Source organism: Candidatus Kaistella beijingensis (assembly GCF_020084865.1).
In the GTDB taxonomy this organism is placed as follows: domain Bacteria; phylum Bacteroidota; class Bacteroidia; order Flavobacteriales; family Weeksellaceae; genus Kaistella; species Kaistella beijingensis.
On the sequence record NZ_CP071953.1, the window covers coordinates 1,038,143 to 1,063,028 of the forward strand.

Genomic DNA, 24,886 nt, shown 5'->3' on the forward strand with positions numbered 1-24,886 from the left:
CAAAGATAGAAATAAAAGATAAAAATAATGGCAAAATTAACTTCAAGAGCTGAAGATTACAGTAAATGGTACAATGAACTTGTAGTGAAGGCAGACCTCGCTGAAAATTCCGGAGTTCGCGGCTGCATGGTAATTAAACCTTACGGATATGCAATCTGGGAAAAAATGCGTGACGAAATGGATAAGAAATTTAAGGAAACCGGCCACGAAAATGCCTATTTCCCTATTTTTATTCCTAAAAGCTATTTCGAAGCCGAAGAACAAAATGCGGAAGGTTTTGCCAAAGAATGTGCTGTAGTAACCCATTATCGTTTAAAAGCGGATCCAAATAATCCAAAGAAGTTAATAGTTGATCCTGAAGCAAAATTGGAGGAAGAACTTATTGTTCGTCCAACTTCGGAAGCAATTATCTGGAACACCTATAAAAGTTGGATTCAGTCTTATCGTGACTTACCAATCTTAATTAATCAATGGGCGAATGTTGTTCGTTGGGAAATGAGAACCCGTCTGTTCTTAAGAACGGCTGAATTCCTTTGGCAAGAAGGCCACACTGCGCATGCAACAAAAGAAGAAGCGATTGAAGAAACCGAAAAAATGCTTGATGTTTATGCAGATTTCGCAGAAAATTTCATGGCAATTCCTGTGATTAAAGGTATTAAAACCGCTTCAGAAAGATTTGCCGGTGCAGACGAAACCTACTGTATAGAAGCTTTGATGCAGGATGGAAAAGCGCTTCAAGCAGGAACTTCTCACTTTTTGGGACAGAATTTTGCAAAAGCTTTCGACGTAAAATTCACCAATAAAGAAGGGAAAATCGAACACGCATGGGCGACCTCTTGGGGAACTTCTACAAGATTGATGGGCGCTTTGATTATGACCCATTCCGATGATTTAGGTTTGGTTTTGCCACCAAGTTTAGCTCCGATTCAGGTGGTGATTGTTCCTATATTTAAAGGAGAAGAACAGCTACAACAAATTGATGAAGTAGCTTATGAAATTCAGAAAAAATTAAAAGCAAAAGGAATTTCAGTAAAATATGACAATCGAACAGAAAACAAACCAGGTTGGAAATTTGCAGAATATGAATTAAAAGGCGTCCCCGTGAGAATCGCAATGGGAGCAAGAGATTTGGAAAACAAAACCGTTGAAATTGCAAGACGCGATAACTTGACCAAAGAGGTTCAACCTATCGAAAATATTGATAATTACATCGAACAACTTTTAGCAACCATTCAAAAAGATATTTACAATAAAGCGTTGAATTACCGGGATTCCCACATCACAAAAGTGGATTCTTACGAAGAATTCAAAAAAGTTTTAGAAGATAAAGGCGGATTTATTTCAGCTCCTTGGGACGGCACTGCTGAAGAAGAGGAACAAATCAAAAATGAAACGAAAGCAACCATCCGTTGTATTCCTTTAAAAAATGAGTTAGAAGAAGGCGTCTCCATGATTACGGGAAAACCCTCAAAACAGCGTGTTATCTTTGCAAAATCATATTAAATTTTAAAATATTATGCGAAGCGTACTGAAAATGTTAATGTTTTTATAAAATTTAACAATTTTCAGATTAATGGATTGAATTTTACTTACCTTTGGTTTAGTTAAACTTTAAATAAACTATTATGTCATTAAACGTTATTGATCTTATCAAAGGACAGTTAGGTCCTGCGTTAGTTTCACAAGCTGCTTCTCAATTAGGAGAAAGCGAATCAGGAGTATCTAAAGCAATCAGCGGATTACTTCCTGCTGTTGTAGGTGGTTTGGCAAACAATGCAGATAAACCAGGAGTTCTTGATGCAATTACGGGAGCTGCTTCTAGTGGTCTTCTTGGCAACTTATTAGGAGGTTCTTCTAATAATTCTTTAATTTCAACTGTTTTATCTGCAATTTTTGGAGATAAAGTTGGTGGATTGGTAAATGCAATTTCCAGTTTTTCAGGAGTAAGCAACTCATCATCTAATTCTTTGTTGAATATGGTAACTGGTGCAGCTCTTGGTTCTTTAGGAAAATATTCTGCTGATAACAATCTTGGAGCTTCCGGACTTACTTCTTTGTTGAATGATCAAAAAGGAATTGTTTCTTCACTTCTTCCTGCAGGTCTTTCTTTGGCTTCTTTAGGTCTTGGAAATTGGGGAGGTCATTCTGCACCAAACGTGGAAACTGAAAAAGTAAGAGTTTCGTCTTACGACCAACCGAAAGTAGAAGTAAACAGAGGAGGAAACACTCACGTAAACGTTGACAGAAATGATGACAACGGAGGTGGTGGTTCTATTTGGAAATGGTTATTGCCACTTTTATTGTTAGGTCTTGCTGGTTGGTTCTTGTGGAAACAGTGCAACAAACCTGCAGATACAACAACTACAACTACAGACTCAGCTGCCGTTGTAACCGATTCTGCTGCCGTAACTGCTCCAGTTGGAGATTCTGCAGTAGTAGCTACAACTGCAAAAGAATCAACTACAGTTACTCTTCCTGGTGGAAAAACTTTGAACGCTTACAAAGGTGGTATCGAAGATCAAGTAGTCGCTTTCTTGAATTCTGACGAGTACAAAAATGCAGACGAAGCTGCTTTGAAAAACAAGTGGTTCAACTTTGATAACTTAAACTTCGAATTTGGAACAACTAAATTGACTCCAGAATCTCAAGTTCAGTTGGATAACTTGAAAGCGATTTTGGCTGCTTATCCAGATGCTAAAGTAAAAATCGGAGCTTACACTGATAAAAAAGGAGACGATGCAGGAAACAAGGCTTTGTCTCAAAAGAGAGCAGATGCTGTAAAAGCTGCTTTAGGTTCTGCTCAAGTTACAGGAGCTGAAGGTTACGGTGAAGAATTTGCAACTGTTGCTGAAACTGCTTCTGACAAAGAAAGAGAAGCAGACAGAAAAACTTCTATTAGATTTACAAAATAATCTTTCTAGATATTTAATAACAGATCCCGACAAATTTGTCGGGATTTTTTTTGTTAAAATATTGTGTTTTAGTTTAAAATAACTATATTTGTTAGATTAATCTAACATTAATGAAGAATAACAATATCGGCTGGAAAAGAGAAAAGCACATCAATTCTTTGCCTGAAGTCTTTTCAAGCATTAACATTCCTAAAGATGCGGGTTTTTGGAAAAAACTGTTTGCTTTTGCAGGTCCCGGTCTGATGATTGCCGTCGGTTACATGGATCCCGGAAATTGGGCGACAGATATTGCAGGTGGAGCACAATTTGGATATACTTTACTTTCTGTGATTCTTATTTCCAATATTTTTGCGATGATTCTTCAGCATTTATCACTGAAGTTGGGAATTGTTGCTGAACGAGATTTGGCTCAAGCGTGTAGAGACCATTTCAATCCAACCACCAATTTTATACTTTGGGTTTTCTGCGAAATTGCAATTGCAGCATGTGATTTGGCAGAAGTCATCGGTTCTGCGATTGCATTAAATCTATTGTTCGGCATACCGTTAACTTGGGGAGTTGTGATTACCGTAGTTGATGTTTTTCTGATCTTATTTCTTCAAGCGAGAGGTTTCAGAATCTTGGAAAGTATTGTTGCGGGTTTAATCTTCATTATTTTAGGATGTTTCGCTTATGAAATTATTTTATCAAATCCCGATATTTTCCCGATTCTAAGCGGACTTGTTCCACAGAAAGAAGTTGTAACTAACCCTTCCATGCTTTATATCGCCATTGGAATTTTGGGAGCAACCGTAATGCCGCATAATTTGTATTTGCACAGCAGTATCGTTCAGACAAGAAATTATGAACGTACCAATGAAGGGAAAAAAGAAGCGATTAAATTTGCGACCATCGATAGTACACTTTCCCTATTTTTAGCCTTCTTTATCAATGCAGCAATTTTAATTGTTGCCGCTGCAACTTTTCACACCACAGGAAATAAAGATGTTGCAGATATTCACGATGCCTACAAAATGTTGACACCCATTCTTGGAACAACTTTTGCGAGTATATTTTTCGCAATTGCACTTCTCGCTTCTGGACAGAACTCTACTTTAACAGGAACTTTAGCAGGACAAATTGTGATGGAAGGTTTTCTCAACATCCGTTTAAAACCTTGGTTGCGAAGACTGATTACAAGGTTAATTGCAGTAATTCCCGCATTGATTGTCACCATACTTTATGGCGAAAAAGGAACGACCAATCTTTTGGTTTTAAGTCAGGTCATTTTGTCGATGCAGCTGAGTTTTGCGGTAGTTCCGTTAGTCATGTTTACAAATGATAAACTCAAAATGGGAAGGTTCGTCAATAAACCTGTTTTAAAAATTTCTGCGTGGGTTATTTCGGGAATTATTATTGTCTTGAATCTCTTTTTGCTTTTTCAAACTTTTATCGGGAATTAATTTTTTAAAAACATTCCGGAAAGATTCAGTATTGGACAAATCACGATTTGTCCCTACGAATAACAATACTGCCCTTTTGTCCTAAAAATTCCTTTGGCAAAAATTTTGTGAAATGATGCATATTAAAATGTAATATTATGTCAGAAAACAAAGATTTACACGAAGAAAACTTGAATTCGGAGCAGGAATTCAATCCAAATATCGAAGAAGAAACTGTTGAAAATGTGACAAACGAACAGTCTGCAGAGGAACTTTTGTCAGAAGAAAAAGACCGTTATATCCGTTTGTTTGCCGAGTTTGAAAACTATAAAAAACGTACCGCAAAGGAAAAAATGGATTTCTTCCAATACGCCAATCAAGACATGATGATTTCAATGCTTGATGTTTTGGATGATTTTGAAAGAGCTTTGAAAAACATTGCTGAACACGGTAATGATGCTGATTTGCAAGGCGTAGAGCTCATCTATCAAAAATTCAAAAATAAATTGGCGGAAAAAGGCTTGAAAGCGATGGAGGTAAAACCAGGCGACGATTTCAACGTAGATTTACATGAAGCCATTACACAGATTCCTTCGCCGACTCCTGAATTAAAAGGAAAAATTGTAGATGTAATTGAAACAGGATATACATTGAACGACAAGGTAATCCGTTTCGCAAAAGTGGTGACGGGAAATTAAAAATGAATTGTGAATTCGCTTCGCTGTCAATAGTCAATTTTTAAAAATTCACTATTCACTCTGAAAGAAATTCACTCGCAGAAATTCACTTATCAATTATGACAAAGCGTGATTATTACGAAGTTTTGGAGGTTACCAAAACCGCATCCGGAGAAGAAATAAAAAAAGCTTACCGAAAAATGGCCCTCAAATATCACCCTGATAAAAATCCGGGAGATACGGTTGCCGAAGAAAAATTTAAAGAAGCCGCAGAAGCTTACGAAGTTTTGAGCGATTCTAACAAACGTGCACGTTACGACCAGTTCGGACATGCAGGAGTGGGCGGAAACGGTGGTTTCGGTGGCGGTTTCGGCGGCGGAATGAATATGGAGGATATTTTCAGCCAATTTGGAGATATTTTTGGTGGACATTTCGGCGGCGGCGGATTTGGTGGTTTTGGCGGCGGTCAAAGACAGCAAGTTCGTGGAACCAATCTTCGTGTGCGAATTAAACTGAATCTTGAAGAAATGGTAAACGGAACTCAAAAAACCATTAAAGTCAAGAAGATGAAATTGGCAGCTGGAGCAACTTCCAAAACTTGTCCAACTTGCCATGGAAGCGGAGTTCAGGTAAAAGTGATGAACACGATGTTCGGACAAATGCAAACCCAAACTCATTGCGGAACTTGTCAAGGAATGGGTAAAGTTGCCGATAAAATTCCTTCGGGAGCCAACGCACAAGGCTTGGTAAAAGAAGAGGAAGAGGTAACCATCAGTATTCCTGCAGGAGCTAGAGAAGGAATTCAACTCAATGTTCGCGGAAAAGGAAATGACGCACCTTTTGGTGGAAATCCAGGCGACTTGTTAGTTGTGGTTGAAGAGGAAATTGATGCAACCATCAAACGTGAAGGTGACAATCTTCATCAGGAATTGTATGTTTCGTTCGCTGAAGCAGCTTTAGGAACAACTAAAGAAGTCCCAACCGTTGGTGGAAAAGTAAAAATAAAAGTAGATGCAGGAACACAGTCCGGTAAAATTTTAAGACTTTCAGGCAAAGGTTTACCAAGTATCGACAGTTACGGAAAAGGCGATATGTTCGTTCACATCAATGTTTGGACGCCACAAAAACTTTCAAAGGAACAGAAAGAGTTTTTTGAAAGCCAGTTAAACAACGGCGAAATGGTTGCAGAACCTTCCGGACAGGAAAAAACATTTTTTGATAAAGTAAGAGACTTATTCAATTAAATAGCGATAAAGAGATTTTTTAGGAAATCTCTTTTTTTATTTAGAGCATAACGACTAAAGTTTAAAAATGCTTTGTGGCACAAACTTTCCAGCAATTATATTATGAAAAGACTTATTCTTAACTATCATTTTTGGTTACTTGGAATTCTTTCGATGATTTTTAATTCCTGTTCCACGAAATATAAAGTGGTTTCTGAAAATTCTGGAGCAAGGAAAATTTACAACTTGAAATATGGGGAAGACAAAAGAAACATTATGGATGTTTTCCTGCCCGAAAAATATTCTTCTGAAACTCCAATTGTGATGTTGATTCACGGTGGAGCTTGGGTTTTTGGCAACAAATCTCATGTCCGCTCAATTCAAAATTTTTTAATGGAAAATCATATCCCAACAGTAAATATTAATTATAGATTGGTTGACAAAAATACCACTTACAAAACTTTATTGGAAGATATTTCGAAAGCAGTTGAAACCTTTCATTCTAAACAAAAAGAATGGAATCTCAATCGGGAAAAACTGATTCTTCTCGGCGAAAGTGCAGGTGGACATTTGGCTTTGCTTTACGGTTATCAAAATCCCAACAAAGTGGAAAAAATCATTTCTTTAAGTGGACCAACCGATTTTTACTCAGAGAAATATCTTAACTCAAAATATTATAAAAATTCATATAAAACTTTTCAAAAAGTGGTGGGAGAAAAGTATGATGGAAGCGATTTGGAGGCGTTCAAAAAAGCAAGTCCAATATATGTTGCAGCAAATGTTCCTACACATCATTTTCAGGGGACAAATGATTTTTTGGTTAATAAAGAGCAAGGTTTAGCTTTGGATTCGGTTTTAACGGAGAAGAAAATTCCACATCAATTTGTATACATGCAAAACATGGGACACGCTCCGAGATTTTTTAAAAAGAAAAGGGAAAATTTGGTTTATCCCAATATTGTGAAATTCATAAAGGAATAAAAAAGTTCCCAATTCATAAACAAAAAAGCAACCTTTACAGATTGCTTTTTTTATTTTCATAAAATATTTCTATTCTTGAGTTTCTTCCTTCTTTTTTCCAAAGAAAAACTTGATGATAATTGGTGCAGTAGTAATCAAGACAATTATAATGATGATCATTTCCAGGTGAGCCTTCAAATCAATGTTAAATTGTGTTTTGAAAAGTGCATCAAGGTAATGTCCCGCAAAAATTAGGGAGAATGACCATAGAAAAGCTCCGATGATATTGTCGATTAAAAATCTACCTTTATCCATCTTCACAATTCCCGCAACAATAGGCGTAAAAGTTCTAACGATAGGTAAAAATCTCGCCATAATTACAGCAAGTGCGCCGTGTTGCTCAAAAAAATCATGAGCCTGAAACAAATATTTTTTCTTGAAAAGAAAAGAATCTTCTCTCTTGTATAATGTAGGTCCCGCTTTTCTTCCGAACCAATATCCCACTTCATTACCAATAATTGCAGCAATTGCAACAGCTGTGGCCAAGATTGTAGTGTCCAGGAAATCGTTTCCAGTACTGCCAAATGTTTCACTGACGAGCTCTACAGCGTAAATTCCAGATACGAAAAGTAAACTGTCACCAGGAAGAAAAAAACCGACAAATAAGCCAGTTTCGGCAAAAACAATAAATAAGATGAGCCAAAAACCACCCATCTTAATGTAAAATTCAGGATTCAATAAATCCTTCCAACTTTCAAAATGTTCCATATTTGCAAAGATAATAAAAGCCGTAACTTATCGGAATAAGTTTCTGTTAAAGTTTCGTAAAGTTTCGATGAATAAATGGTTTATGAAAATTATAATTCCAAATCGTCATCTGAAACTGCTGTTCCGTCCGCCATTAAAAATGCTTTTAGGAATGGAGTTATATTTCCGTTCATCACGCCGTCAACATCCGAAGTTTCGTAACCAGAACGAACGTCTTTCACCAATTTATAAGGATGCATCACGTAATTTCGAATTTGGCTTCCCCATTCAATTTTCATTTTTCCCGCTTCAATCTCGTTTCTAGCCTTCATTCGTTCTTCGAGTTCCATTTCGTATAATCTTGAACGTAAAAGCTGCATCGCTTTTTCTTTGTTTTGGAGCTGTGAGCGGCTTTCCGAGTTTTCAATAATAATTCCAGTTGGAGCGTGACGAAGACGGACCGCAGTTTCCACCTTGTTTACGTTTTGGCCACCTGCACCTGAACTTCGCATGGTTTCAAAGGAAATATCGGCTGGATTGATGTTGATTTCAATGGTGTCATCAACCAATGGATAAACATAAACAGAAACAAAACTCGTGTGGCGTTTCGCGTTGGAGTCGAACGGCGAAATTCTCACCAAACGGTGAACACCATTTTCTCCACGTAGATAACCGAATGCAAATTCGCCGTCGATTTCTAAAGTCACCGTTTTAACGCCTGCAACATCGCCTTCCTGATAATTGAGTTCCCGAATTTTATACCCTTGATTTTGCGCCCACATCGTGTACATTCTCATCAACATTGAAGCCCAATCGCAACTTTCCGTTCCACCTGCTCCTGCTGTAATTTGTAGAACGGCAGAAAGTTCGTCGCCTTCGTTGGAGAGCATATTTTTGAACTCCAGATTCTCAATTTTTTCTAAAAGAATTGGGAACGATTCGTCTAATTCTTTTTCAGAATCGGCATCTTCTTTAGCAAAGTCTGATAAAACCTGAATATCTTCAAAACGTGAAAAAATTTCTTCATAATCATCCACCCATTTTTTCTTGGAACGGAGCTGCTTCATAAAAGCTTCCGCTTCTTTTGGATTGTCCCAAAATTCGGGAGCGACGGTTTTTTCCTCGTCATTGATGATTTCGATTTTCTTTTTTTCGATTTGCAAAAATTTATAGAGTTCCCCGATTCGGGATTGTGCGTCTTTAATTTGGTCGCTGTTTATCATTTTGCAAAAATAGTAATTTGAGATTTTGCATTTATATAAATTTGAAGATTTGAAAATCTGTTAATTTGAAAATATTCTTCAAGTGAAACAACTATTAATTCATCTCTCAAACTTCCAAACCCTCAAACTTTCAAACCATCAAACAAACCAACTCCCCGATTTTCGGAGCCAAAGCAACTCCCATTCCCGAAAGTCGCACTGCCGCAATTTGTCTTTCCGAAATTTTTTCAACAATCGGCGATTTCTCATTTCCCATCGCCATTATTCCGCTCCATCGATTCGAGATTTTGAATTCTTGATGAGGAAGAATAACTGTTTTTAAAAAGTTTTCAAGATGGTTTTGAAGAAATTCTGTGGTTTCAAGTACATCGGTTTCTTCATTTCTAAAATCTTGATTTCTTGCGCCGCCCAACAAAACTCGGTTTCCCAAATTTCGGAAGTAGTAAAAACCTTCGTCGTAATGGAAAGTTCCTTTTAATTTTAAATTTTCAACAGGGTCGGTTAAAAGAATTTGTCCGCGTGCAGGAACTAAATCAATATTTGGAAGAAGATTTTTTGTGAAAGCATTGGTTGCAATCACCAATTTTTCAGATTCGATTTCAAAACTTTTTGTTTGAATTTTGACTGAATTTTCATCCTCAGTAATTTTTAAAACTTCCGTTCCGAAAAGAACTTCGATTCCTAAATTTTGACTTTTTTGCAAAAGTTTCTGCAACAATTTCCCTGAATGTAAACAACCTTCCATCGGATTTTCAATCAAATATTTTGAATTTCCCAGTCCAAATTCTGCAATTTTTTCTTGATTTAAAAAGTATGTTTTGTCTAAATTGGTAATGGATTTTAATTTGTCATTGACTTCATCAATATTCTGTAAAGGTTTATCATCATTAAGAATTTCAAAACCTCCACATAATTCGAAATCAATTTCTTCGGGTTTGAAATATTCTTGGATTTTCTTTAAACCGTCAAAACGCATCTTCACCAAATCCAATGTTTTTTCCCATCCCATTTTCTCACCATCGGCGATGATTTCCGTAAAACTTCCGAAACAAGCAAAACCTGCATTTCGGGTAGAAGCACCAATTGGGACAGAACTTCTTTCAACTACCAAAACAGATTTTTCGGGAAATTTTTCTTTAATGGAAATCGCACTCCACAATCCCGTGAAACCTGCACCAATAATGATGACGTCTCGTTTTCTATAAAAGGTTTCCAATTCCCAAATACTTGGATTCATTTTCAAAATTTTTAATGCATAAATTTAACCAAAAAACCGCTGAAATTAATTCAACGGTTTTGATGTTTTAGAATTAGAAAATTGATTTCGCCACTTCGTGGCTTCATCCAATTTGTTTTTTCATTTGTTCAAAGGGTTTCACCCTTTGCTATTGATGTCGCCACTTCGTGGCTTCGGACAATTGACTTCGTCGAACCACTTCGTAACGTTTCACGATTTGTCCTTACTGAACGTCGTCATAAATCAACTTATAATATTCATCCGCCATTCTATCGGAGTTGAAGTACTTTTTGACATCATCCATCGCGGTTTGCTGAATTTTTCTCCACCTGTCCTTATCATCATAATAAGTTGGAATAATTTCATTTTCCAAAACGTTATACAGATTTTCCAGGTCGAAATTATCTTGGTCGTAAACGCTTAAATTATGATAATCCGCTTGTGGTGTTACGAAACCGTTGATTCCGTTTTTTGCGAATTCAGGAATCCAACCATCATCAGTTGACAAGTTTACCGAACCGTTCATTGCTGCGGTCATTCCCGAAGTTCCCGAAGCTTCTCGCGGAACTCGCGGATTGTTCAACCACAAATCAGAACCTTGTTTCAACGCTTTACTCAACGCCAATTCGTAACCTGTGAGAACCGCCATATTTTTGTAATATTTGCTTTCCTCCACCAAAGTATTGAAGGTAGAAATCGCTGAATAATCCATCGGATAAGGTTTTCCTGCCCAAATAATTTGCACGGGATATTTTGGATTGTTTAATAATCTTTCAAATCTTGCCTTGTCGTGAAGAAGCAAGTCGGCTCTCTTGTAGCCGGCAAATCTTCTTGCCCAAACTATGGTAAAAACATTCGGGTCGAATAAATTTCCTGTTTGGTCGGCAACAATTCTGAACATTCTCTTTTTCAAATGTTTCTTTCTGAAATCGAAAAGTGTTGCATCATCTTCGTCTTTCGAGTCATAAAGCGGTTTATCTGCCCAATATTTATATTCCTGAGCGTTCGTAATCGCTTTAATTTCACAAATTCCAGGATATTTATTCCACATTTCCCGCGAAACAACGCCATGAAGCTGCGAAACACCATTGGCAATTCTTGCCATTCTCAATGCGCAAAGCGAATGGTTAAAACGGTCGTCCTGAATTCCTTCAATCGTTTTCACCTCATCAATCGTTAACCCCGAAAAATAGGACATGTCGTGACACATGAAAATGTTGTGTTTCTCATTTCCTGCTTCTTCTGGAGTGTGCGTGGTGAAAACCAATTTTTCTTTCACTTTCGCCAAATCTCCACCGAATTTTTTAAGCAAATAAAACGCTGCAGGAAGTCCGTGAGCTTCGTTCAAATGATAAACATCTCTTTCGAAATTCATCACGTCCAACAATTTCGCGCCACCTTTTCCAAGCAAAATATATTGTGCAATTTTGGTAGATTCGTTGGCGTCATAAAGTCGGTGACAAATTGTTTTGGAGATGTGGTCGTTTTCTGGAACATCGGTTGAAAGGAAAAACATAGGCGCCGTGTGGAAAATTTCAGGATCAAGATAGAACACTTTTACCCAAACTGGAGCGGAATGAATTTCGATTTGAAATTTAATTCCAGTATCCTGAAGGAAACTGTACATTTTTTTCGTCCAGGTCGGTTGTAAGGTTTGATCGTGATTTCTCGCCTGATCGTAGTAACCGAATTTCCAAAGGATTCCGATTCCTACTAAATTTTGCTTCAAATTGTAAGCACTTCTCATGTGAGAACCAGCAAGGAAACCAAGTCCGCCTGAATATATTTTTAAAGCCTGATCAATAGCAAACTCCATCGAAAAATAGGCAACTTTTTTTGAGTAATCGGGATTGATGCTGAAAGGCATCTGAAAATTTTTAAAATCCATCTTCACATATTTTTTAACAGCTGCAAATGTATTGAATTTATATTTTTTTGAAAGTTTTTCATATTAAATTTTAAAAAACCTGCGAAGTTTCAGTTATTTCAATAATTCGTTTAAAAATTTAAAGAATTTAGGCAGATAAAGGTTTGTAGCTGATTTTCAAGTTATTAAAAAAAATGGGCAATGTGAATTTTTCTTTAAATTTTTGAAATAAAATGACTTTGTATTGATTTTTTAATTAATTTTAAAATCGTAAAATATTGATTTTCAAAATTTAAGACTATGAAAAGGATATTTTCCGAGGAAGATTTAACCAAAAATCTATCGCTGTATTATTTGAACGGGCATTTGAAAAAAAAGCCGATGGAAAAATATCACCGCGAAATTGACGGTTCATCGCTTCACGACCGCGATAAATACCGAAAAAAATCGGAAATACTTTTACTCAATTCCTTCCTTCATCATTTCCCCGAAGTTCAGTTTGAAAACCTCACCTGCGAAAGTCCGGATTTTATCGCCAAATTTAATGACAAAAAAATTGGAATTGAACTTACCGAAGTCATCAATCATCTAGAAATCAAAAAGATAGAAAGTCAGTTAAATAAAATTTTTCGTCACGCTGAATTATTGCTTGAACAGGAAGACACCTCGAAATTTCGTGGTGTTTATTTTTTGGAATTTCAGAATCTTTCTAAAATCGATTTGCTCGAAAAGCAGGACGATATGGTGCAAAACATCAAAAAATGCATCATGAAAAAGAAAGCATTCGGTTACGTGAAAAAAATTAGGAAATCGCCTCATCGACGAAATGTTTTCATTACCCATGATTTCAACCTCGGCCTTTTTGACGGACTTTGTTCCGAAAAAATCATCGAGCTTATCGAAAAGAAAAACCAAAAATTCCCTTATTACGACCGAAGTGTGGATGAATGTTGGTTGGTCATTGTTTCCGACATGAATTCCCTTGCTTCACGCTATACTTTCATTCAAAATAAAGAAAACCTGCAAAAAATCCAATCACCTTTCGACAAAATTTTTCACCTGGAAAACTTGTGTGGGAATATGACGAATATTAAGTGAGTGTATGTGTTTGAGGGTTTGAGTGATTGCGTATTTGAGTTTAAATATTGAAAATTCATTATTGATTTTTCGTAAATTTGGATCATTTGACGAACCTTGCATCACGCCACTCATAACTCGTATCCCACATCTCATAACTCGCAACTCGAACCAATGAAAAACCTCTTCACAAAACGTTTCCAATATTACAAGGAACTTGGTGACAAAACTTTTTCTCAACTCAGTGACGAACAGGTTTTGTGGCAATATAATCCTGAAAGTAACTCCATAGCAACCATTGTGAAACATCTTTCGGGAAATATGCTTTCAAGATGGACTAATTTTTTAATGGAAGACGGCGAAAAAAATTGGCGAAACCGCGATTCCGAGTTTGAAAACAACATCAAATCAAAAGAGGAAATGCTTGAAATTTGGGAAAAAGGTTGGACGGTTTTTTTTGAGGCCTTAAACCAAATTCAAGAAGAAACTTGGCAAAAAGAAATCACGATTCGGGGTGAAAAACATTCCGTTTTGGATGCGGTTTTGAGACAACTTGCGCATTATCCTTATCATGTCGGACAAATTATTTACATCGCTAAAATGTTGAAAAATGACGATTGGAAAACACTTTCCATCGCTAGAAACCAATCACAGGAATTCAATATCGAAATGCTGAAAAGGCAAAATCCTGAAGAAATTCAACAAAACTCCTCGCCTGTTTGTTATGCTGAAAGCGATGAAGTTCGGGAGGAGTTTAAAAATTGAAATTTCTGATATAAATCACTTCTGATATAAATCAACACTTTCTATTATTTCTCTTTTTGTTGTTGTCATTAATTTTATGTCACCAAATTCTTGCGATATGAAAATAATGGCAGGTGTTCAGAATCTAGAACAGGTTTTACACGATTTAAAGACTAAAAAAAGACTCAGCTTCAACGAAATTTGTGATTTGCTTTTCACGTTCGAGTACGATGATTTCAACAGAATTTTCCCACTTTCGAAAACGGAAGTTCCCAACGAGACTTATGTGCGAATTCCCGTTTACAATGATGAATTTGTGGCAATTCTCATGCTTTGGGGAATTGATAACTGCACCGCGATTCACGACCACAGCAATTATGACGGCAGAATTAAAGTTTTGAAAGGCAGTCTAACCGAAGTAAGCTACCGCGAAAATTCCAATTTTATAGAGTATGATTCCCGCGCTTTTGCTCATGAAGGCGACATTTTCCCCGAAGAATTTGGCGGAATTCATTCCATCATTAATAATGCAGATGAAATTTCGGTAAGTCTGCATATTTACAGAACCGATAAATTGAATTTAGAAGGCGTAAGAGTTTTTGATACTGAAAACCGCAGAATCGGTTATCTTTCAGACAAGGCGACTTCCTGTTCGTGGAATTTGGAAAATGAGGCTTATCAAAAGGTTGTTGAAATATAATTTTTCAGCCACATTCGCATAGAAATAGAGTTTAAAACTATGTGACTATGTTGCAATGTTTATTTTCAATTCGAAGTTTTTTTCAAATACAATTTTTTTAGCCACATAGGCACATAGAAAAGAGTCTAAACCTATGTGACTATGTGGCAATGTTTATTTTCAATTCGAAGTTTTTTTCAAATACAATTTTTTTAGCCACATAGGCACATAGAAAAGAGTCTAAACCTATGTGACTATGTGGCAATGTTTATTTTCAATTCGAAGATATTTTTGAAGTACATTTTTTTTAGACACATAATCGCATAGAAAAGATTTTAAATCTATGTGCCTATGTGGCATGGTTTATTTATAATTTCAAAAATTAATCCCTTAAAAATTTTCCTTAAATTTGCACTCTTAATTTATGGAAAATTCAACCACCAAAACCGCTGCTTTTCACACTCTTGGCTGCAAATTAAATTTTGCGGAAACATCAACCATTGCAAGACAACTCACTTCCGCAGGTTACGAAAAGGTAAGTTTTGACGATAAAGCAAATGTGTACGTTATCAACACTTGTTCAGTAACAGAAAATGCGGACAGAGAATGTAAACTACACGTAAAGCGTGCCATGAAAGCCAATCCTGAAGGTTTGGTGGTGATTTTAGGTTGTTACGCACAGTTAAAACCAGAAGAAATTTCTCAAATTGAAGGCGTTGATTTGGTTTTGGGAGCGAAAGAAAAGTTCAATATTTTGAGTTATCTTGAAGATTTGCAGAAATCTGAAAATCAAGGGATTGTTCATTCCTGCGAAATTGACGAAACGGATTTTTTCATCGGAAGTTATTCCATCGGTGACCGAACACGAGCTTTTTTGAAAGTTCAGGATGGTTGTGATTACAAATGTACGTATTGCACGATTCCTTTGGCCAGAGGAATTTCTCGTTCCGACACGATCGAAAATGTGGTGAAAAATGCGCAGGAAATTGCTGCGAAAGGAATTAAGGAAATTGTTTTAACAGGCGTAAACATCGGAGATTACGGAAAAGGTGAATTCGGAAATAAAAAACACGAACATACTTTTCTTGACTTAATTTCTGAACTTGATAAAGTGGATGGAATCGAAAGAATCCGAATTTCCTCGATCGAACCCAATCTTTTAAAAGACGAAAGCATCGAATTGGTTTCCAAATCGAAAAGTTTTGTGCCTCATTTTCACATTCCTCTTCAAAGCGGAAGCGATGAACTTTTGAAGAAAATGAAACGCCGTTATCTGACGAAACTTTACACCGACCGAGTTGCAAAAATCCGTGAAGTGATGCCCGATTCCTGTATTGGAGTTGATGTGATTGTTGGTTTTCCGGGAGAAACGGAAGAGGAATTTTTAAAGACTTACAACTTCTTGAACGAGCTTCCGATTTCTTATCTGCACGTTTTCACCTATTCGGAAAGAGAAAACACGGAGGCCGCAGAAATGGATGGAATCGTCCCGATTTCCGAAAGAAAAAAGCGAAACAAAATGTTGCGCATTCTTTCCGAGAAAAAGAAAATGGCATTTTATCAAACCCAGATTGGAAAGACTTTACCTGTTCTTTGGGAACATGAGAATAAGAGTGGTTTAATGTACGGTTTTACCGAAAATTATGTTCGCGTACAAAAACCTTTTGAGGAAAATTCTGTTAACCAAATTGAATTCTTAAAACTCAATAAAGTTGAAAACGACGGAACAGTTTCTGTGATGCCTGTGTTTGAAGAGTTTTTGGCGAAGGTTTAGAAGCTTAATGATTTATAAAATTGAACGCGCCTTTCGGCGCGTTCCTACGCTTAATCAATATCTTCGTGTTTTAAAACCTCTTCATTTTTAACCTGATACGGAATATTTTCTAAAATATATTCTAATGATTCAATTCTTGCTTTCGATTTTCTGTTGGCTTTGAAAATTTTCCACGGCGCATATTCGGTATTGGTTTTATCGAACATTTTTTCTTTGTATTCCGTGTATTTGTCCCACAATTCTAAAGCATTTTTGTCCACATCACTGTATTTCCATTTTTTTAGCGGACTTTCAATAATTTCTGCAAAACGTTTTTCCTGTTCGTCTTTGGAAATAGAGAAATAAAGTTTTAAGAGATAGGTTCCCGAAGTGATGATCATTCTTTCAAAATCATTCACCTGTTCCATAAAAATTCTATACTGTTCCTCGGTGCAAAAACCGTTTACTGGTTCTACAACAGCACGGTTGTACCAACTTCGGTCGAAAAAAACGATTTCGCCCGCTTTAGGGAGCTGGTTCACGTACCTTTGGAAATACCATTGTCCCTGCTCCACTTCATCAGGTTTTGGTAACGCTACAACCCGGTGTTGACGAGGGTTTAGGTTTTCTGTAATTCTTCGGATTGCGCCACCTTTTCCTGCCGCATCCCGTCCTTCAAAAAGAACGATTACTCTTTTACTATTTTCGGCAACCCAATTCTGCATTTTGATGAGTTCGGCCTGCAATTTTGCGAGGCGGTTTTCATATTTAATGAATTTGTGGGCTTTTTCTGCATCCGGAGTTTCGTTTTGCAGTAAAGCATAAATTCCTTTTTTTGTATTTAAAGTTTCAAATTCTTCGGGGGAAATATTCATGACTTAATTTTATAAATGATGATTGATAAATAATGATTGACGGTGCGCTGGGAAACTCGTAATTCGAATCTCGCAACTCATTAAAGGTCGATTTGTTTTACCATTCGGAAATAACGCTGAACCACATTCGGATCAGGATTCAAACTTACCGTTGCATGATCTTTTCCTTCATAATCGAAAAGTGAAAGAACATATCGAATCGCTTCAAGTCTCGCATTCTTTTTATTGTCGGATTTCACAATCACCCACGGTGAGAAAGCGTTGTGCGTTCTGCTGAACATTTGGTCTTTGTAAAAAGTAAATTGATCCCAAAGTTCCTGTCCTTTTTCGTCAACCGGAGAATATTTCCACATCTTTAAAGGATTTTTCAAACGACGGTTAAAGCGGTAAAGCTGTTCATCTTTATTAACGGAGAACCAAAACTTGATGATGATTGTTCCCGCTTCATAAAGCATGTGTTCAAACTCCGGAACCTGTACCATGAAAGATTCGTATTGTTCGGGTGTACAGAAACCCATTACCGGCTCTACAACGGCTCGGTTGTACCAACTTCTGTCGAAGAAAACAATTTCGCCACGGTTTGGAAGTTCTTTCACATATCTGCGGAAATACCATTGTCCACGTTCCACATCAGTCGGTTTGTTGAGGGCGACAAGTCGCATTGCTCTTGGATTCAGGTGCTCGGAAAATCTTTTGATGGTACCGCCTTTTCCCGAAGCGTCTCTTCCTTCAAAAATAATTGCGACTTTTTTCCCTTTTTTTTGAATCCAATTCTGAAGATTTACCAATTCAGCCTGTAACTTTTTAAGTTCTTCTTCGTAGAGATATTTTTCCAAAACCGAATCATAAATTGCATTTTCCTCTCGGTGTTCATTAAGGAAGTTCAACAATTCCGATTTGGTATTAATTCTTTGAAAATCGAGTAATTCAGCCATAGTTTAATCTTTAATCTGTTATACAAAGTTAAAGAGAATTGTAAAAAAATAAAGAATGTGGGGATATGATTTTTGGCAGTAATTAACCGCAATTCCGAATTTTCGAGGCAATAATTCAGAAAAGTGAATTTTAAAAGCATTAATTATTACGCTTTAAAGTGAAAATGTGAATAAAAAAGTAAAAATTAGAGTTTATGTGGAAATTTTAGATAAGTTTTATTATTCATTGAAATACTTAAGAAATTAATAATGCATTCAAATAACAGGCAAAGGATTTCGCCACTTCGTGGCTTCTCTAAATATATCCATCTTACCGTTCAAAGGGCTCCACCCTTTGCTAATGATTTCGCCACTTCGTGGCTTCTCTAAAAATCTCCATCTTACCGTTCAAAAGGCTTCGTCCTTGCTAATTATTTCGGCACTTCGTGGCTTCTCTAATAATCTCCATCTTACCGTTCAAAGGGCTTCATCCTTGCTAATTATTTCGCCACTTTGTAGCTCTCCAACAAAAAAAAAGCAAACTATAATAGTCTGCTTCAATCCAAATAACTCGTATCACGTAACTCGAATTAATTACTCAAAACTTCCGCCACTAAGTTAAATTTTGGAATCTCAATTTCAATGTTCTCATTTGTGGTAAGATTTTTACAAAAGTAAATTCCGCTCATACTTCCAACTCCGGAACGCAGCGCAACGTTTGAAAAATATTTGAAAGTTTCACCGGGATGTATTTCAGGAGTCAATCCGATTACTCCATCTCCGGAAACTTGAGTAAATCCGAAACCAACATCATAAATCAGCCACTTTCTCCTCAAAAGTTTGACCGGGCTTTCACCAAGGTTTTCGATGAAAATATTGTAACGGAAAACAAAACGGTTTTCGGAAGGAAAACTATTCTTAATGTCATACTCCGGAATTACGGAAACCTTAATGTTGAAAGTAGTTATAGAGAACATAACATGTGCTTTTTGAAATTAATACAAAAATCCCGCCTTTTTTAGACGGGACTTAAAATATTTGAAAAAATCTACAAATTTTATTAAAGTTCTAACGCTTTTCTTTCATCACCACCCATTAAAATCTCGACAGGATTGTCGATTCCTTCTTTTACGGCGACCAAGAAACCTACAGATTCTCTACCGTCGATAATTCTGTGGTCATAAGACATTGCAACGTACATCATTGGTCGGATAACCACCTGTCCGTCAACTGCAACCGGTCTTTGAATAATATTGTGCATTCCCAAAATTGCAGATTGTGGCGGATTGATAATCGGCGTCGAAAGCATTGAACCGAAAACTCCTCCGTTCGTAACAGTGAATGTTCCGCCGGTCATTTCGTCCACCGTAATTTTTCCGTCTCTTACTTTTTCTGCCAATTCTTTGATGTTGGCTTCAACACCTCTGAAAGACATGGTTTCAGCATTTCTTAAAACAGGAACCATTAAACCTTTCGGTCCTGAAACCGCAATCGAAATATCGCAGAAATCGTAATTGATTTTAAAATCTCCATCAATCGATGCATTTACATCAGGATACATTTGAAGGGCTCTAGTTACCGCTTTCGTGAAGAAAGACATAAAACCTAAACCAACACCGTGTTTCGCTGCAAACTCGTCTTTATATTGTTTTCTGATTCTGAAAATTTCAGACATATCCACTTCGTTGAAAGTGGTCAACATTGCAGTTTCGTTTTTCACGGAAACCAATCTTGCCGCCAATTTTCTTCTTAAAACTGAAAGTTTCGTGGTGCTTGATGCTCTCGAACCACTTGTAGAAGTTTGTGAACCCATTGCAGGAACAGAAGCTGTTTCAGCGTCCTGTTTGGTAATTCTACCGTCTTTTCCTGTACCGGAAACTTGCGATGCATCTACTCCTTTCTCATCAAGTATTTTCTTCGCTGCAGGTGATGGAGTTCCGGTTGCGTAAGACGTTGGTTTTGCTTCTTCTTTCTTCGCTTCCTGAACGATTGCAGGTTTTTCTACCACTTTTTGTTCTGCTTTCGGAGCTTCTGCGTTTTCTGCTTTTGGAGCTTCTGCAGCAGGAGCTGAACCTTCAGGTTTTTTGGCATCCATGTCGATTAAACAAACTACTTGACCAACTTGTACCACTTCACCTTCTTCGGCTTTTAAAGTGATAATTCCGCTTTCTTCAGCAGGTAAATCAAGGGTTGCTTTGTCGGAATCAACTTCGGCAATCGGCTGGTCTTTTTCTACGTAATCGCCGTCTTTTACCAACCATGATGCGATTTCAACTTCTGTGATGGATTCTCCCGGTGAAGGGACTTTCATTTCTAATATTGACATCGTGAATATTTTTGTTTATTATTTTTAAAAATTTTAATTGAATTAAGCCGTAACCGGTCTTTTTGCAGGTGCATCATCACGGTCGAAAACTTTGTTGATGATGGCGTTTTGGTTTCTCTCAAACATTTTGTGGCTTCCCGGCGCAGGTGAACCACTCGGAACCGGAGAAACAACCTGAATTCCCGTGTCTCTGAAATTTCTTAAAATATAGCTCCAAGCTCCCATATTTTCAGGTTCTTCCTGAACCCAAAGCAATGATTTTCTGTTGGAATATTTTGCGAAAATCTCTTCAATTTTATCATGCTGAATCGGATAAAGCTGCTCGAATCTTACCAAAGCAATCGTATCACAGTTCAATTCTTCTTTTTTGGCTAAAAGTTCGTAGTAGATTTTACCGGAACACAACACCAATTTTTCAATTTTTTCAGGATTTGCAGTTGCATCATCAATGATTGGCTGGAATTGACCGTCTGCAAACTCTTCTAATGGTGAAACTACTTTCGGATGACGAAGCAATGATTTCGGCGTCATTACCACCAATGGTTTTCTGAAATTCCACTTCATCTGTCTTCTCAACAAATGGAAGTAGTTTGCAGGAGTTGTCGCATTTGCCACGATGATATTTTCATTCGCACATAGCGTTAAAAATCTTTCCAATCTTGCGGAAGAGTGTTCTGCACCCTGACCTTCAAAACCGTGCGGAAGCATCATCACCAAACCATCCTGAATTTTCCATTTTTCCTCTGCTGCGACCAAATATTGATCAACAATAATTTGAGCGCCGTTCACAAAATCTCCAAATTGCGCTTCCCAAATCGTCAAAGTATTTGGTGAAGCCATCGCATATCCGTAATCAAAACCGAGAACGCCATATTCCGAAAGATGCGAATTAAACACATCAAAACGGCTGTCTGAAATATGTCTTAAAGGAATGTATTCTTCCTCTGTATCTTCCGTTTTCACGACTGCATGACGGTGAGAAAACGTACCTCTTTCCACATCTTCCCCCGAAATTCGCACATTGCTTCCTTCCGTAAGCAGTGTGGCGTAAGCCAACCATTCTCCTAAAGCCCAATCAAGCGAGTTGGCTTCGATTTGCTTTAAGCGGGTTTCGAAAAGTCTTGTAATTTTATTGATGAATTTTTTGTCTCCTGGTAAAGTTGACATTTTCACCGCTAGTTTCTTTAGCTCATCGATGTTAAATCCTGTATTTACAGGGATTTCAACGGCTCCTTTTGCACAGATCGGATAATTTTTCCAATCATCTGCCATGAAAATATCCATGGTGTTTTTTTCGATTTCCTTGGAAGCATCGTAATCTGCATCAAGAAGCGTTTTGAATTCGGTTTCCATTTTCTTTAAAACCTCATCAGAAACAACTCCTTCCTTGATCAATTCATTTTTATAAATTTCTCTTGGATTTGGGTGTTTTGAAATGACTTTATATAAATTTGGCTGAGTAAATCTTGGTTCGTCGCCTTCGTTGTGACCGTATTTTCTGTAGCCCAACAAATCAATGTACACATCTTTCCCAAACTGTGCACGGAAATCCGCCGCAAAACGAATCGCATGTACAACCGCTTCCACATCGTCTGCATTCACGTGCATTACAGGAGATTCGGTCACTTTTGCAATATCTGTGCAGTAAGTTGAGGAACGTGCATCCAAATAATTGGTCGTAAAAGAAACCTGATTGTTCACCACAATATGTACTGTTCCACCTGTTTTATAACCTTCAAGCGTCATCATTTGTGCAACTTCATAAACAATTCCTTGTCCTGCGATTGCTCCGTCGCCGTGAATGACGATTGGTAAAACTTTATTGTAATCTTTATACTTGTCGTCAACTTTTGCGCGGCAAATTCCGTCCACCAACGCTGCAACTGTTTCCAAGTGCGATGGATTCGGCGTTAAATTGATGATTACTTCTTCGCCGTTTGCCGTTTTAATGGTTTTTGAAGAACCTAAATGGTATTTCACATCACCTGAAAAAACGTCTTCCTCGAATTCTTTTCCTTCAAATTCAGAAAAAATTTGTTTGTAAGATTTCCCGAATATATTGGTCAAAACGTTTAATCGTCCACGGTGTGCCATTCCTAAAACCACTTCATCAACACCTAATTGCGAAGAACGCGTAATCAACTGATCCAAAGCAGGAATCAATGATTCGCCACCTTCCAATGAAAATCTTTTCTGTCCAACGAATTTGGTGTGAAGATAATTTTCAAAAGCGACGGCTTGATTTAATTTTCCGAGGATTTCTACCTTTTCGTCAGCACTTAATTTCGGACGGTTTTCATTCACTTGCAACCATTTTCTGATGTACATTTTCTCCTCCACATTGTTGATGTGCATGTATTCTGTACCTATGGATTCGCAGTAAATATTTTCAAGACGCTTTACGATTTCTGCTAAAGTGGCTGCACCTTCCATCCCGATTTCTGTGGCGGAATTGAATTTTTTGTTCAAATCCTCTTTAGACAAACCAAAATTTTCAATATCTAAAGTCGGTTCATAATGTCTTCTTTCACGAACAGGATTGGTGTTGGTGAAAAGGTGACCTCTGTGCCGATATGCCTGAATTAAATTCATCACATCAAACTCCTTCTGAATATCATTCGGAATTTGTCCGTTTGCGGCTTGTTGATTGGCAAACTGAACAGCGTTTTGCGGAGTTGTAGCGGGTTGATTTCCCCCGATTTCATCACCATAGTTCTCCAAAGCAAAATCAAATCCCTGGAAAAATGCTTTCCAGGAAGGCTCTAAAGTGTCGGGATATTTTAAATATTGTTGGTATAAGTCTTCTATTAACTGCGAATGCGCCGCATTCAGGAATGAAAATTTGTCCATTATTTACAGGTTAAACTGTTGATTTTTATTTAAACTACAAATTTAACAAAAATAAGTGAAGTATTAAAGCCGAAATTGCCTTAAAAATAGTTAAAAGAATTGATTCTTATTTGGATGAGTGATTTAGAAAAACAATCAAAAAAATTTGATGAAAAATCATATCTTTTGATTCAATTCTCTCATTTCTAAATGCTTTCTTTCACGCAAGGAAAAACAAAGATTTTATCCGCAATTGTACTGCATATTTTTAAGATAAAACAAAGCCGCTTCGCTTATTTTTGATACAAAAAGATGGGGAAAATATTTTTAGAATTTTCGAAAAACTATCTAAAAACAGGCAGTGACAATTTCATTACGGTATTGTTATCTACAGAAGGTCCTTCCAAGAAAGTTTGCTGCAAATCGCCTGTTCGCATCGTGTCTCGTTTTGCTTTTAGCAAGAGTTGTTGAATTGCTTTCACTCTTCCTGCATAAGTTCCCTGATAATAAATCACATAAATTCGCGAAGCGTTCAACGTTCTGAAACTGAAATTATTATCAGAAACTCCTACTCTTTTCGATAAAGGAATTCCATAATAATAAGAGACTTCTTTATCTTTGAAGTTATCGGCATCGGTAATTAGGACAGGTTCGCCGTATTCGTCATCTCGTTTTGCCAAATCCATTTTCACGTAATTTAATACTTTATTGTGGTTCATCACGATGTTTTTAAACAATGCGTCTTTCACATTTTTTGTAGTCACGTTGATTCCCAAAAGCAATTGACCTTCCTGATTCTCAACCATTAAACTGTCAAACTTCAAATTTTTTCGTTGTTCTTCTTTATCCACTTTATTTCCTAAAATATTGTAAAGATTTTTCATACTTTTATCAATATTATCGGCAATATAATCTTTGGAGATTAAGTTTAAAGAACGTTTTAATAGCGGCTGTTTTGGAGTGTGGATATACCAAGTGAGTTTTGTTTTGTTACCGTCTCCTCTGAATTTGATGTCGATCAGATACGGACTGTTTTCCTTCCCCTCGAAAAGTTGGTACCTCAAAGTTCTGTTGGGATTTTCGTAACGGATAAAAACGTCACCGAAAGTTCCGCTACTTTTTCGGTCACGATACGTCATTGAACTTCCCTTTCCTTCATAAGGCGTGAAGAACTGAAAAGAAAGATTACTATTATCAGAAAAGAAAGCATTCCATCTTACAAAATTCTGCAGATTGTTGAACTGAGGAAAAACCTTGTCGACAGGATAATTGATTTCCTTCTCGATGGTAAAGTTTTTACTTTCGTCAACAAAAGTCATGGAAACCGCATAAACCGCCGCCAAAAAAAGAACAATCAGAATTCCGAACTTGAAAAATCGCATGCGGCAAAAGTAAGAAATAGACGTGAGATTTTTAGACACA

20 protein-coding genes are annotated in these 24,886 nt (G+C 37.0%); 10 read left to right on the top strand and 10 right to left on the bottom strand.

Going from position 1 to position 24,886, the window contains the following annotated elements; translation table 11 throughout:
* The first annotated feature begins 27 nt into the window (after positions 1–27).
* The 6 genes from proS (at position 28) to J4771_RS04850 (ending at position 7,214) form a co-directional block, all read left to right on the top strand.
* On the top strand, positions 28–1,503 hold the full coding sequence (gene proS / locus J4771_RS04825; RefSeq protein WP_224136978.1) for a proline--tRNA ligase: 1,476 nt from the start codon (positions 28–30) through the stop codon (positions 1,501–1,503).
* 122 nt (positions 1,504–1,625) lie between these two features.
* The gene (locus J4771_RS04830) at positions 1,626–2,912 is read left to right on the top strand and encodes an OmpA family protein (RefSeq protein WP_224136980.1); all 1,287 of its coding nucleotides are present in this window, start codon (positions 1,626–1,628) and stop codon (positions 2,910–2,912) included.
* A gap of 110 nt (positions 2,913–3,022) precedes the next feature.
* A complete protein-coding gene (locus tag J4771_RS04835) occupies positions 3,023–4,354 on the top strand; it encodes an Nramp family divalent metal transporter (protein ID WP_224136981.1) in 1,332 nt (443 codons plus the stop codon).
* Positions 4,355–4,491: 137 nt separating this feature from the next.
* Complete coding sequence (locus J4771_RS04840; RefSeq protein WP_224136982.1) at positions 4,492–5,031, top strand: nucleotide exchange factor GrpE; 540 nt, start codon at positions 4,492–4,494, stop codon at positions 5,029–5,031.
* A gap of 98 nt (positions 5,032–5,129) precedes the next feature.
* Positions 5,130–6,254 carry a molecular chaperone DnaJ gene (gene dnaJ / locus J4771_RS04845; protein ID WP_224136983.1) on the top strand — a complete coding sequence of 375 codons (1,125 nt, stop codon included), beginning with the start codon at positions 5,130–5,132 and terminating at the stop codon, positions 6,252–6,254.
* A 102-nt stretch (positions 6,255–6,356) separates the two neighbouring features.
* On the top strand, positions 6,357–7,214 hold the full coding sequence (locus J4771_RS04850) for an alpha/beta hydrolase (protein WP_262900190.1): 858 nt from the start codon (positions 6,357–6,359) through the stop codon (positions 7,212–7,214).
* Positions 7,215–7,283: 69 nt separating this feature from the next.
* On the opposite strand, the gene J4771_RS04855 is transcribed toward J4771_RS04850, so the two are convergent.
* The 4 genes from J4771_RS04855 to glgP form a co-directional block, all read right to left on the bottom strand.
* Positions 7,284–7,961 carry a DedA family protein gene (locus J4771_RS04855; protein ID WP_224136985.1) on the bottom strand — a complete coding sequence of 226 codons (678 nt, stop codon included), beginning with the start codon at positions 7,959–7,961 and terminating at the stop codon, positions 7,284–7,286.
* Between the two features lie 89 nt (positions 7,962–8,050).
* Positions 8,051–9,163 (bottom strand): peptide chain release factor 2, encoded by a 1,113-nt coding sequence (gene prfB / locus J4771_RS04860; RefSeq protein WP_224136986.1) that lies wholly within the window; start codon positions 9,161–9,163, stop codon positions 8,051–8,053.
* Between the two features lie 130 nt (positions 9,164–9,293).
* A complete protein-coding gene (locus J4771_RS04865) occupies positions 9,294–10,400 on the bottom strand; it encodes an NAD(P)/FAD-dependent oxidoreductase (RefSeq protein ID WP_224136987.1) in 1,107 nt (368 codons plus the stop codon).
* Positions 10,401–10,623: 223 nt separating this feature from the next.
* Positions 10,624–12,288 (bottom strand): alpha-glucan family phosphorylase, encoded by a 1,665-nt coding sequence (gene glgP, locus J4771_RS04870; protein WP_224136989.1) that lies wholly within the window; start codon positions 12,286–12,288, stop codon positions 10,624–10,626.
* Positions 12,289–12,567: 279 nt separating this feature from the next.
* On the opposite strand from glgP, the gene J4771_RS04875 reads away from it, so the two are divergent.
* The 4 genes from J4771_RS04875 (at position 12,568) to mtaB (ending at position 16,541) form a co-directional block, all read left to right on the top strand.
* Positions 12,568–13,365, top strand: a complete 798-nt coding sequence (locus tag J4771_RS04875) for a hypothetical protein (RefSeq protein WP_224136991.1) — start codon at positions 12,568–12,570, stop codon at positions 13,363–13,365.
* A gap of 153 nt (positions 13,366–13,518) precedes the next feature.
* On the top strand, positions 13,519–14,109 hold the full coding sequence (locus J4771_RS04880) for a DUF1572 family protein (RefSeq protein WP_224136994.1): 591 nt from the start codon (positions 13,519–13,521) through the stop codon (positions 14,107–14,109).
* 106 nt (positions 14,110–14,215) lie between these two features.
* Entirely contained in the window at positions 14,216–14,788 is a 573-nt protein-coding gene (locus J4771_RS04885) for a cysteine dioxygenase (RefSeq protein ID WP_224136995.1), read from the top strand.
* A gap of 403 nt (positions 14,789–15,191) precedes the next feature.
* Positions 15,192–16,541 carry a tRNA (N(6)-L-threonylcarbamoyladenosine(37)-C(2))-methylthiotransferase MtaB gene (mtaB, locus tag J4771_RS04890; protein WP_224136997.1) on the top strand — a complete coding sequence of 450 codons (1,350 nt, stop codon included), beginning with the start codon at positions 15,192–15,194 and terminating at the stop codon, positions 16,539–16,541.
* A 50-nt stretch (positions 16,542–16,591) separates the two neighbouring features.
* On the opposite strand, the gene ppk2 (J4771_RS04895) is transcribed toward mtaB, so the two are convergent.
* The 6 genes from ppk2 (J4771_RS04895) to J4771_RS04920 all read right to left on the bottom strand — a co-directional run bounded on the left by ppk2 (J4771_RS04895) (position 16,592) and on the right by J4771_RS04920 (position 24,846).
* Positions 16,592–17,395 carry a polyphosphate kinase 2 gene (gene ppk2, locus J4771_RS04895; RefSeq protein ID WP_224136999.1) on the bottom strand — a complete coding sequence of 268 codons (804 nt, stop codon included), beginning with the start codon at positions 17,393–17,395 and terminating at the stop codon, positions 16,592–16,594.
* Between the two features lie 80 nt (positions 17,396–17,475).
* Complete coding sequence (gene ppk2, locus J4771_RS04900) at positions 17,476–18,330, bottom strand: polyphosphate kinase 2 (protein ID WP_224137001.1); 855 nt, start codon at positions 18,328–18,330, stop codon at positions 17,476–17,478.
* 569 nt (positions 18,331–18,899) lie between these two features.
* Positions 18,900–19,286 carry a Co2+/Mg2+ efflux protein ApaG gene (gene apaG / locus J4771_RS04905; protein ID WP_224137004.1) on the bottom strand — a complete coding sequence of 129 codons (387 nt, stop codon included), beginning with the start codon at positions 19,284–19,286 and terminating at the stop codon, positions 18,900–18,902.
* A gap of 83 nt (positions 19,287–19,369) precedes the next feature.
* Entirely contained in the window at positions 19,370–20,635 is a 1,266-nt protein-coding gene (gene odhB / locus J4771_RS04910; RefSeq protein ID WP_224137006.1) for a 2-oxoglutarate dehydrogenase complex dihydrolipoyllysine-residue succinyltransferase, read from the bottom strand.
* Positions 20,636–20,677: 42 nt separating this feature from the next.
* Positions 20,678–23,485 carry a 2-oxoglutarate dehydrogenase E1 component gene (locus J4771_RS04915; RefSeq protein WP_224137008.1) on the bottom strand — a complete coding sequence of 936 codons (2,808 nt, stop codon included), beginning with the start codon at positions 23,483–23,485 and terminating at the stop codon, positions 20,678–20,680.
* Between the two features lie 323 nt (positions 23,486–23,808).
* Positions 23,809–24,846, bottom strand: a complete 1,038-nt coding sequence (locus J4771_RS04920; RefSeq protein ID WP_224137009.1) for an SRPBCC family protein — start codon at positions 24,844–24,846, stop codon at positions 23,809–23,811.
* Positions 24,847–24,886 lie beyond the last annotated feature (40 nt).

Excerpts from the sequence above, each read along its gene's own strand:
- proS (WP_224136978.1), top strand. The coding sequence starts at position 28 with ATGGCAAAATTAACTTCAAGAGCTGAAGATTACAGTAAATGGTACAAT.
- J4771_RS04830 (WP_224136980.1), top strand. The coding sequence starts at position 1,626 with ATGTCATTAAACGTTATTGATCTTATCAAAGGACAGTTAGGTCCTGCG.
- J4771_RS04835 (WP_224136981.1), top strand. The coding sequence starts at position 3,023 with ATGAAGAATAACAATATCGGCTGGAAAAGAGAAAAGCACATCAATTCT.
- J4771_RS04840 (WP_224136982.1), top strand. The coding sequence starts at position 4,492 with ATGTCAGAAAACAAAGATTTACACGAAGAAAACTTGAATTCGGAGCAG.
- dnaJ (WP_224136983.1), top strand. The coding sequence starts at position 5,130 with ATGACAAAGCGTGATTATTACGAAGTTTTGGAGGTTACCAAAACCGCA.
- J4771_RS04850 (WP_262900190.1), top strand. The coding sequence starts at position 6,357 with ATGAAAAGACTTATTCTTAACTATCATTTTTGGTTACTTGGAATTCTT.
- J4771_RS04855 (WP_224136985.1), bottom strand. The coding sequence starts at position 7,961 with ATGGAACATTTTGAAAGTTGGAAGGATTTATTGAATCCTGAATTTTAC.
- prfB (WP_224136986.1), bottom strand. The coding sequence starts at position 9,163 with ATGATAAACAGCGACCAAATTAAAGACGCACAATCCCGAATCGGGGAA.
- J4771_RS04865 (WP_224136987.1), bottom strand. The coding sequence starts at position 10,400 with ATGAATCCAAGTATTTGGGAATTGGAAACCTTTTATAGAAAACGAGAC.
- glgP (WP_224136989.1), bottom strand. The coding sequence starts at position 12,288 with ATGGATTTTAAAAATTTTCAGATGCCTTTCAGCATCAATCCCGATTAC.
- J4771_RS04875 (WP_224136991.1), top strand. The coding sequence starts at position 12,568 with ATGAAAAGGATATTTTCCGAGGAAGATTTAACCAAAAATCTATCGCTG.
- J4771_RS04880 (WP_224136994.1), top strand. The coding sequence starts at position 13,519 with ATGAAAAACCTCTTCACAAAACGTTTCCAATATTACAAGGAACTTGGT.
- J4771_RS04885 (WP_224136995.1), top strand. The coding sequence starts at position 14,216 with ATGGCAGGTGTTCAGAATCTAGAACAGGTTTTACACGATTTAAAGACT.
- mtaB (WP_224136997.1), top strand. The coding sequence starts at position 15,192 with ATGGAAAATTCAACCACCAAAACCGCTGCTTTTCACACTCTTGGCTGC.
- ppk2 (WP_224136999.1), bottom strand. The coding sequence starts at position 17,395 with ATGAATATTTCCCCCGAAGAATTTGAAACTTTAAATACAAAAAAAGGA.
- ppk2 (WP_224137001.1), bottom strand. The coding sequence starts at position 18,330 with ATGGCTGAATTACTCGATTTTCAAAGAATTAATACCAAATCGGAATTG.
- apaG (WP_224137004.1), bottom strand. The coding sequence starts at position 19,286 with ATGTTCTCTATAACTACTTTCAACATTAAGGTTTCCGTAATTCCGGAG.
- odhB (WP_224137006.1), bottom strand. The coding sequence starts at position 20,635 with ATGTCAATATTAGAAATGAAAGTCCCTTCACCGGGAGAATCCATCACA.
- J4771_RS04915 (WP_224137008.1), bottom strand. The coding sequence starts at position 23,485 with ATGGACAAATTTTCATTCCTGAATGCGGCGCATTCGCAGTTAATAGAA.
- J4771_RS04920 (WP_224137009.1), bottom strand. The coding sequence starts at position 24,846 with ATGCGATTTTTCAAGTTCGGAATTCTGATTGTTCTTTTTTTGGCGGCG.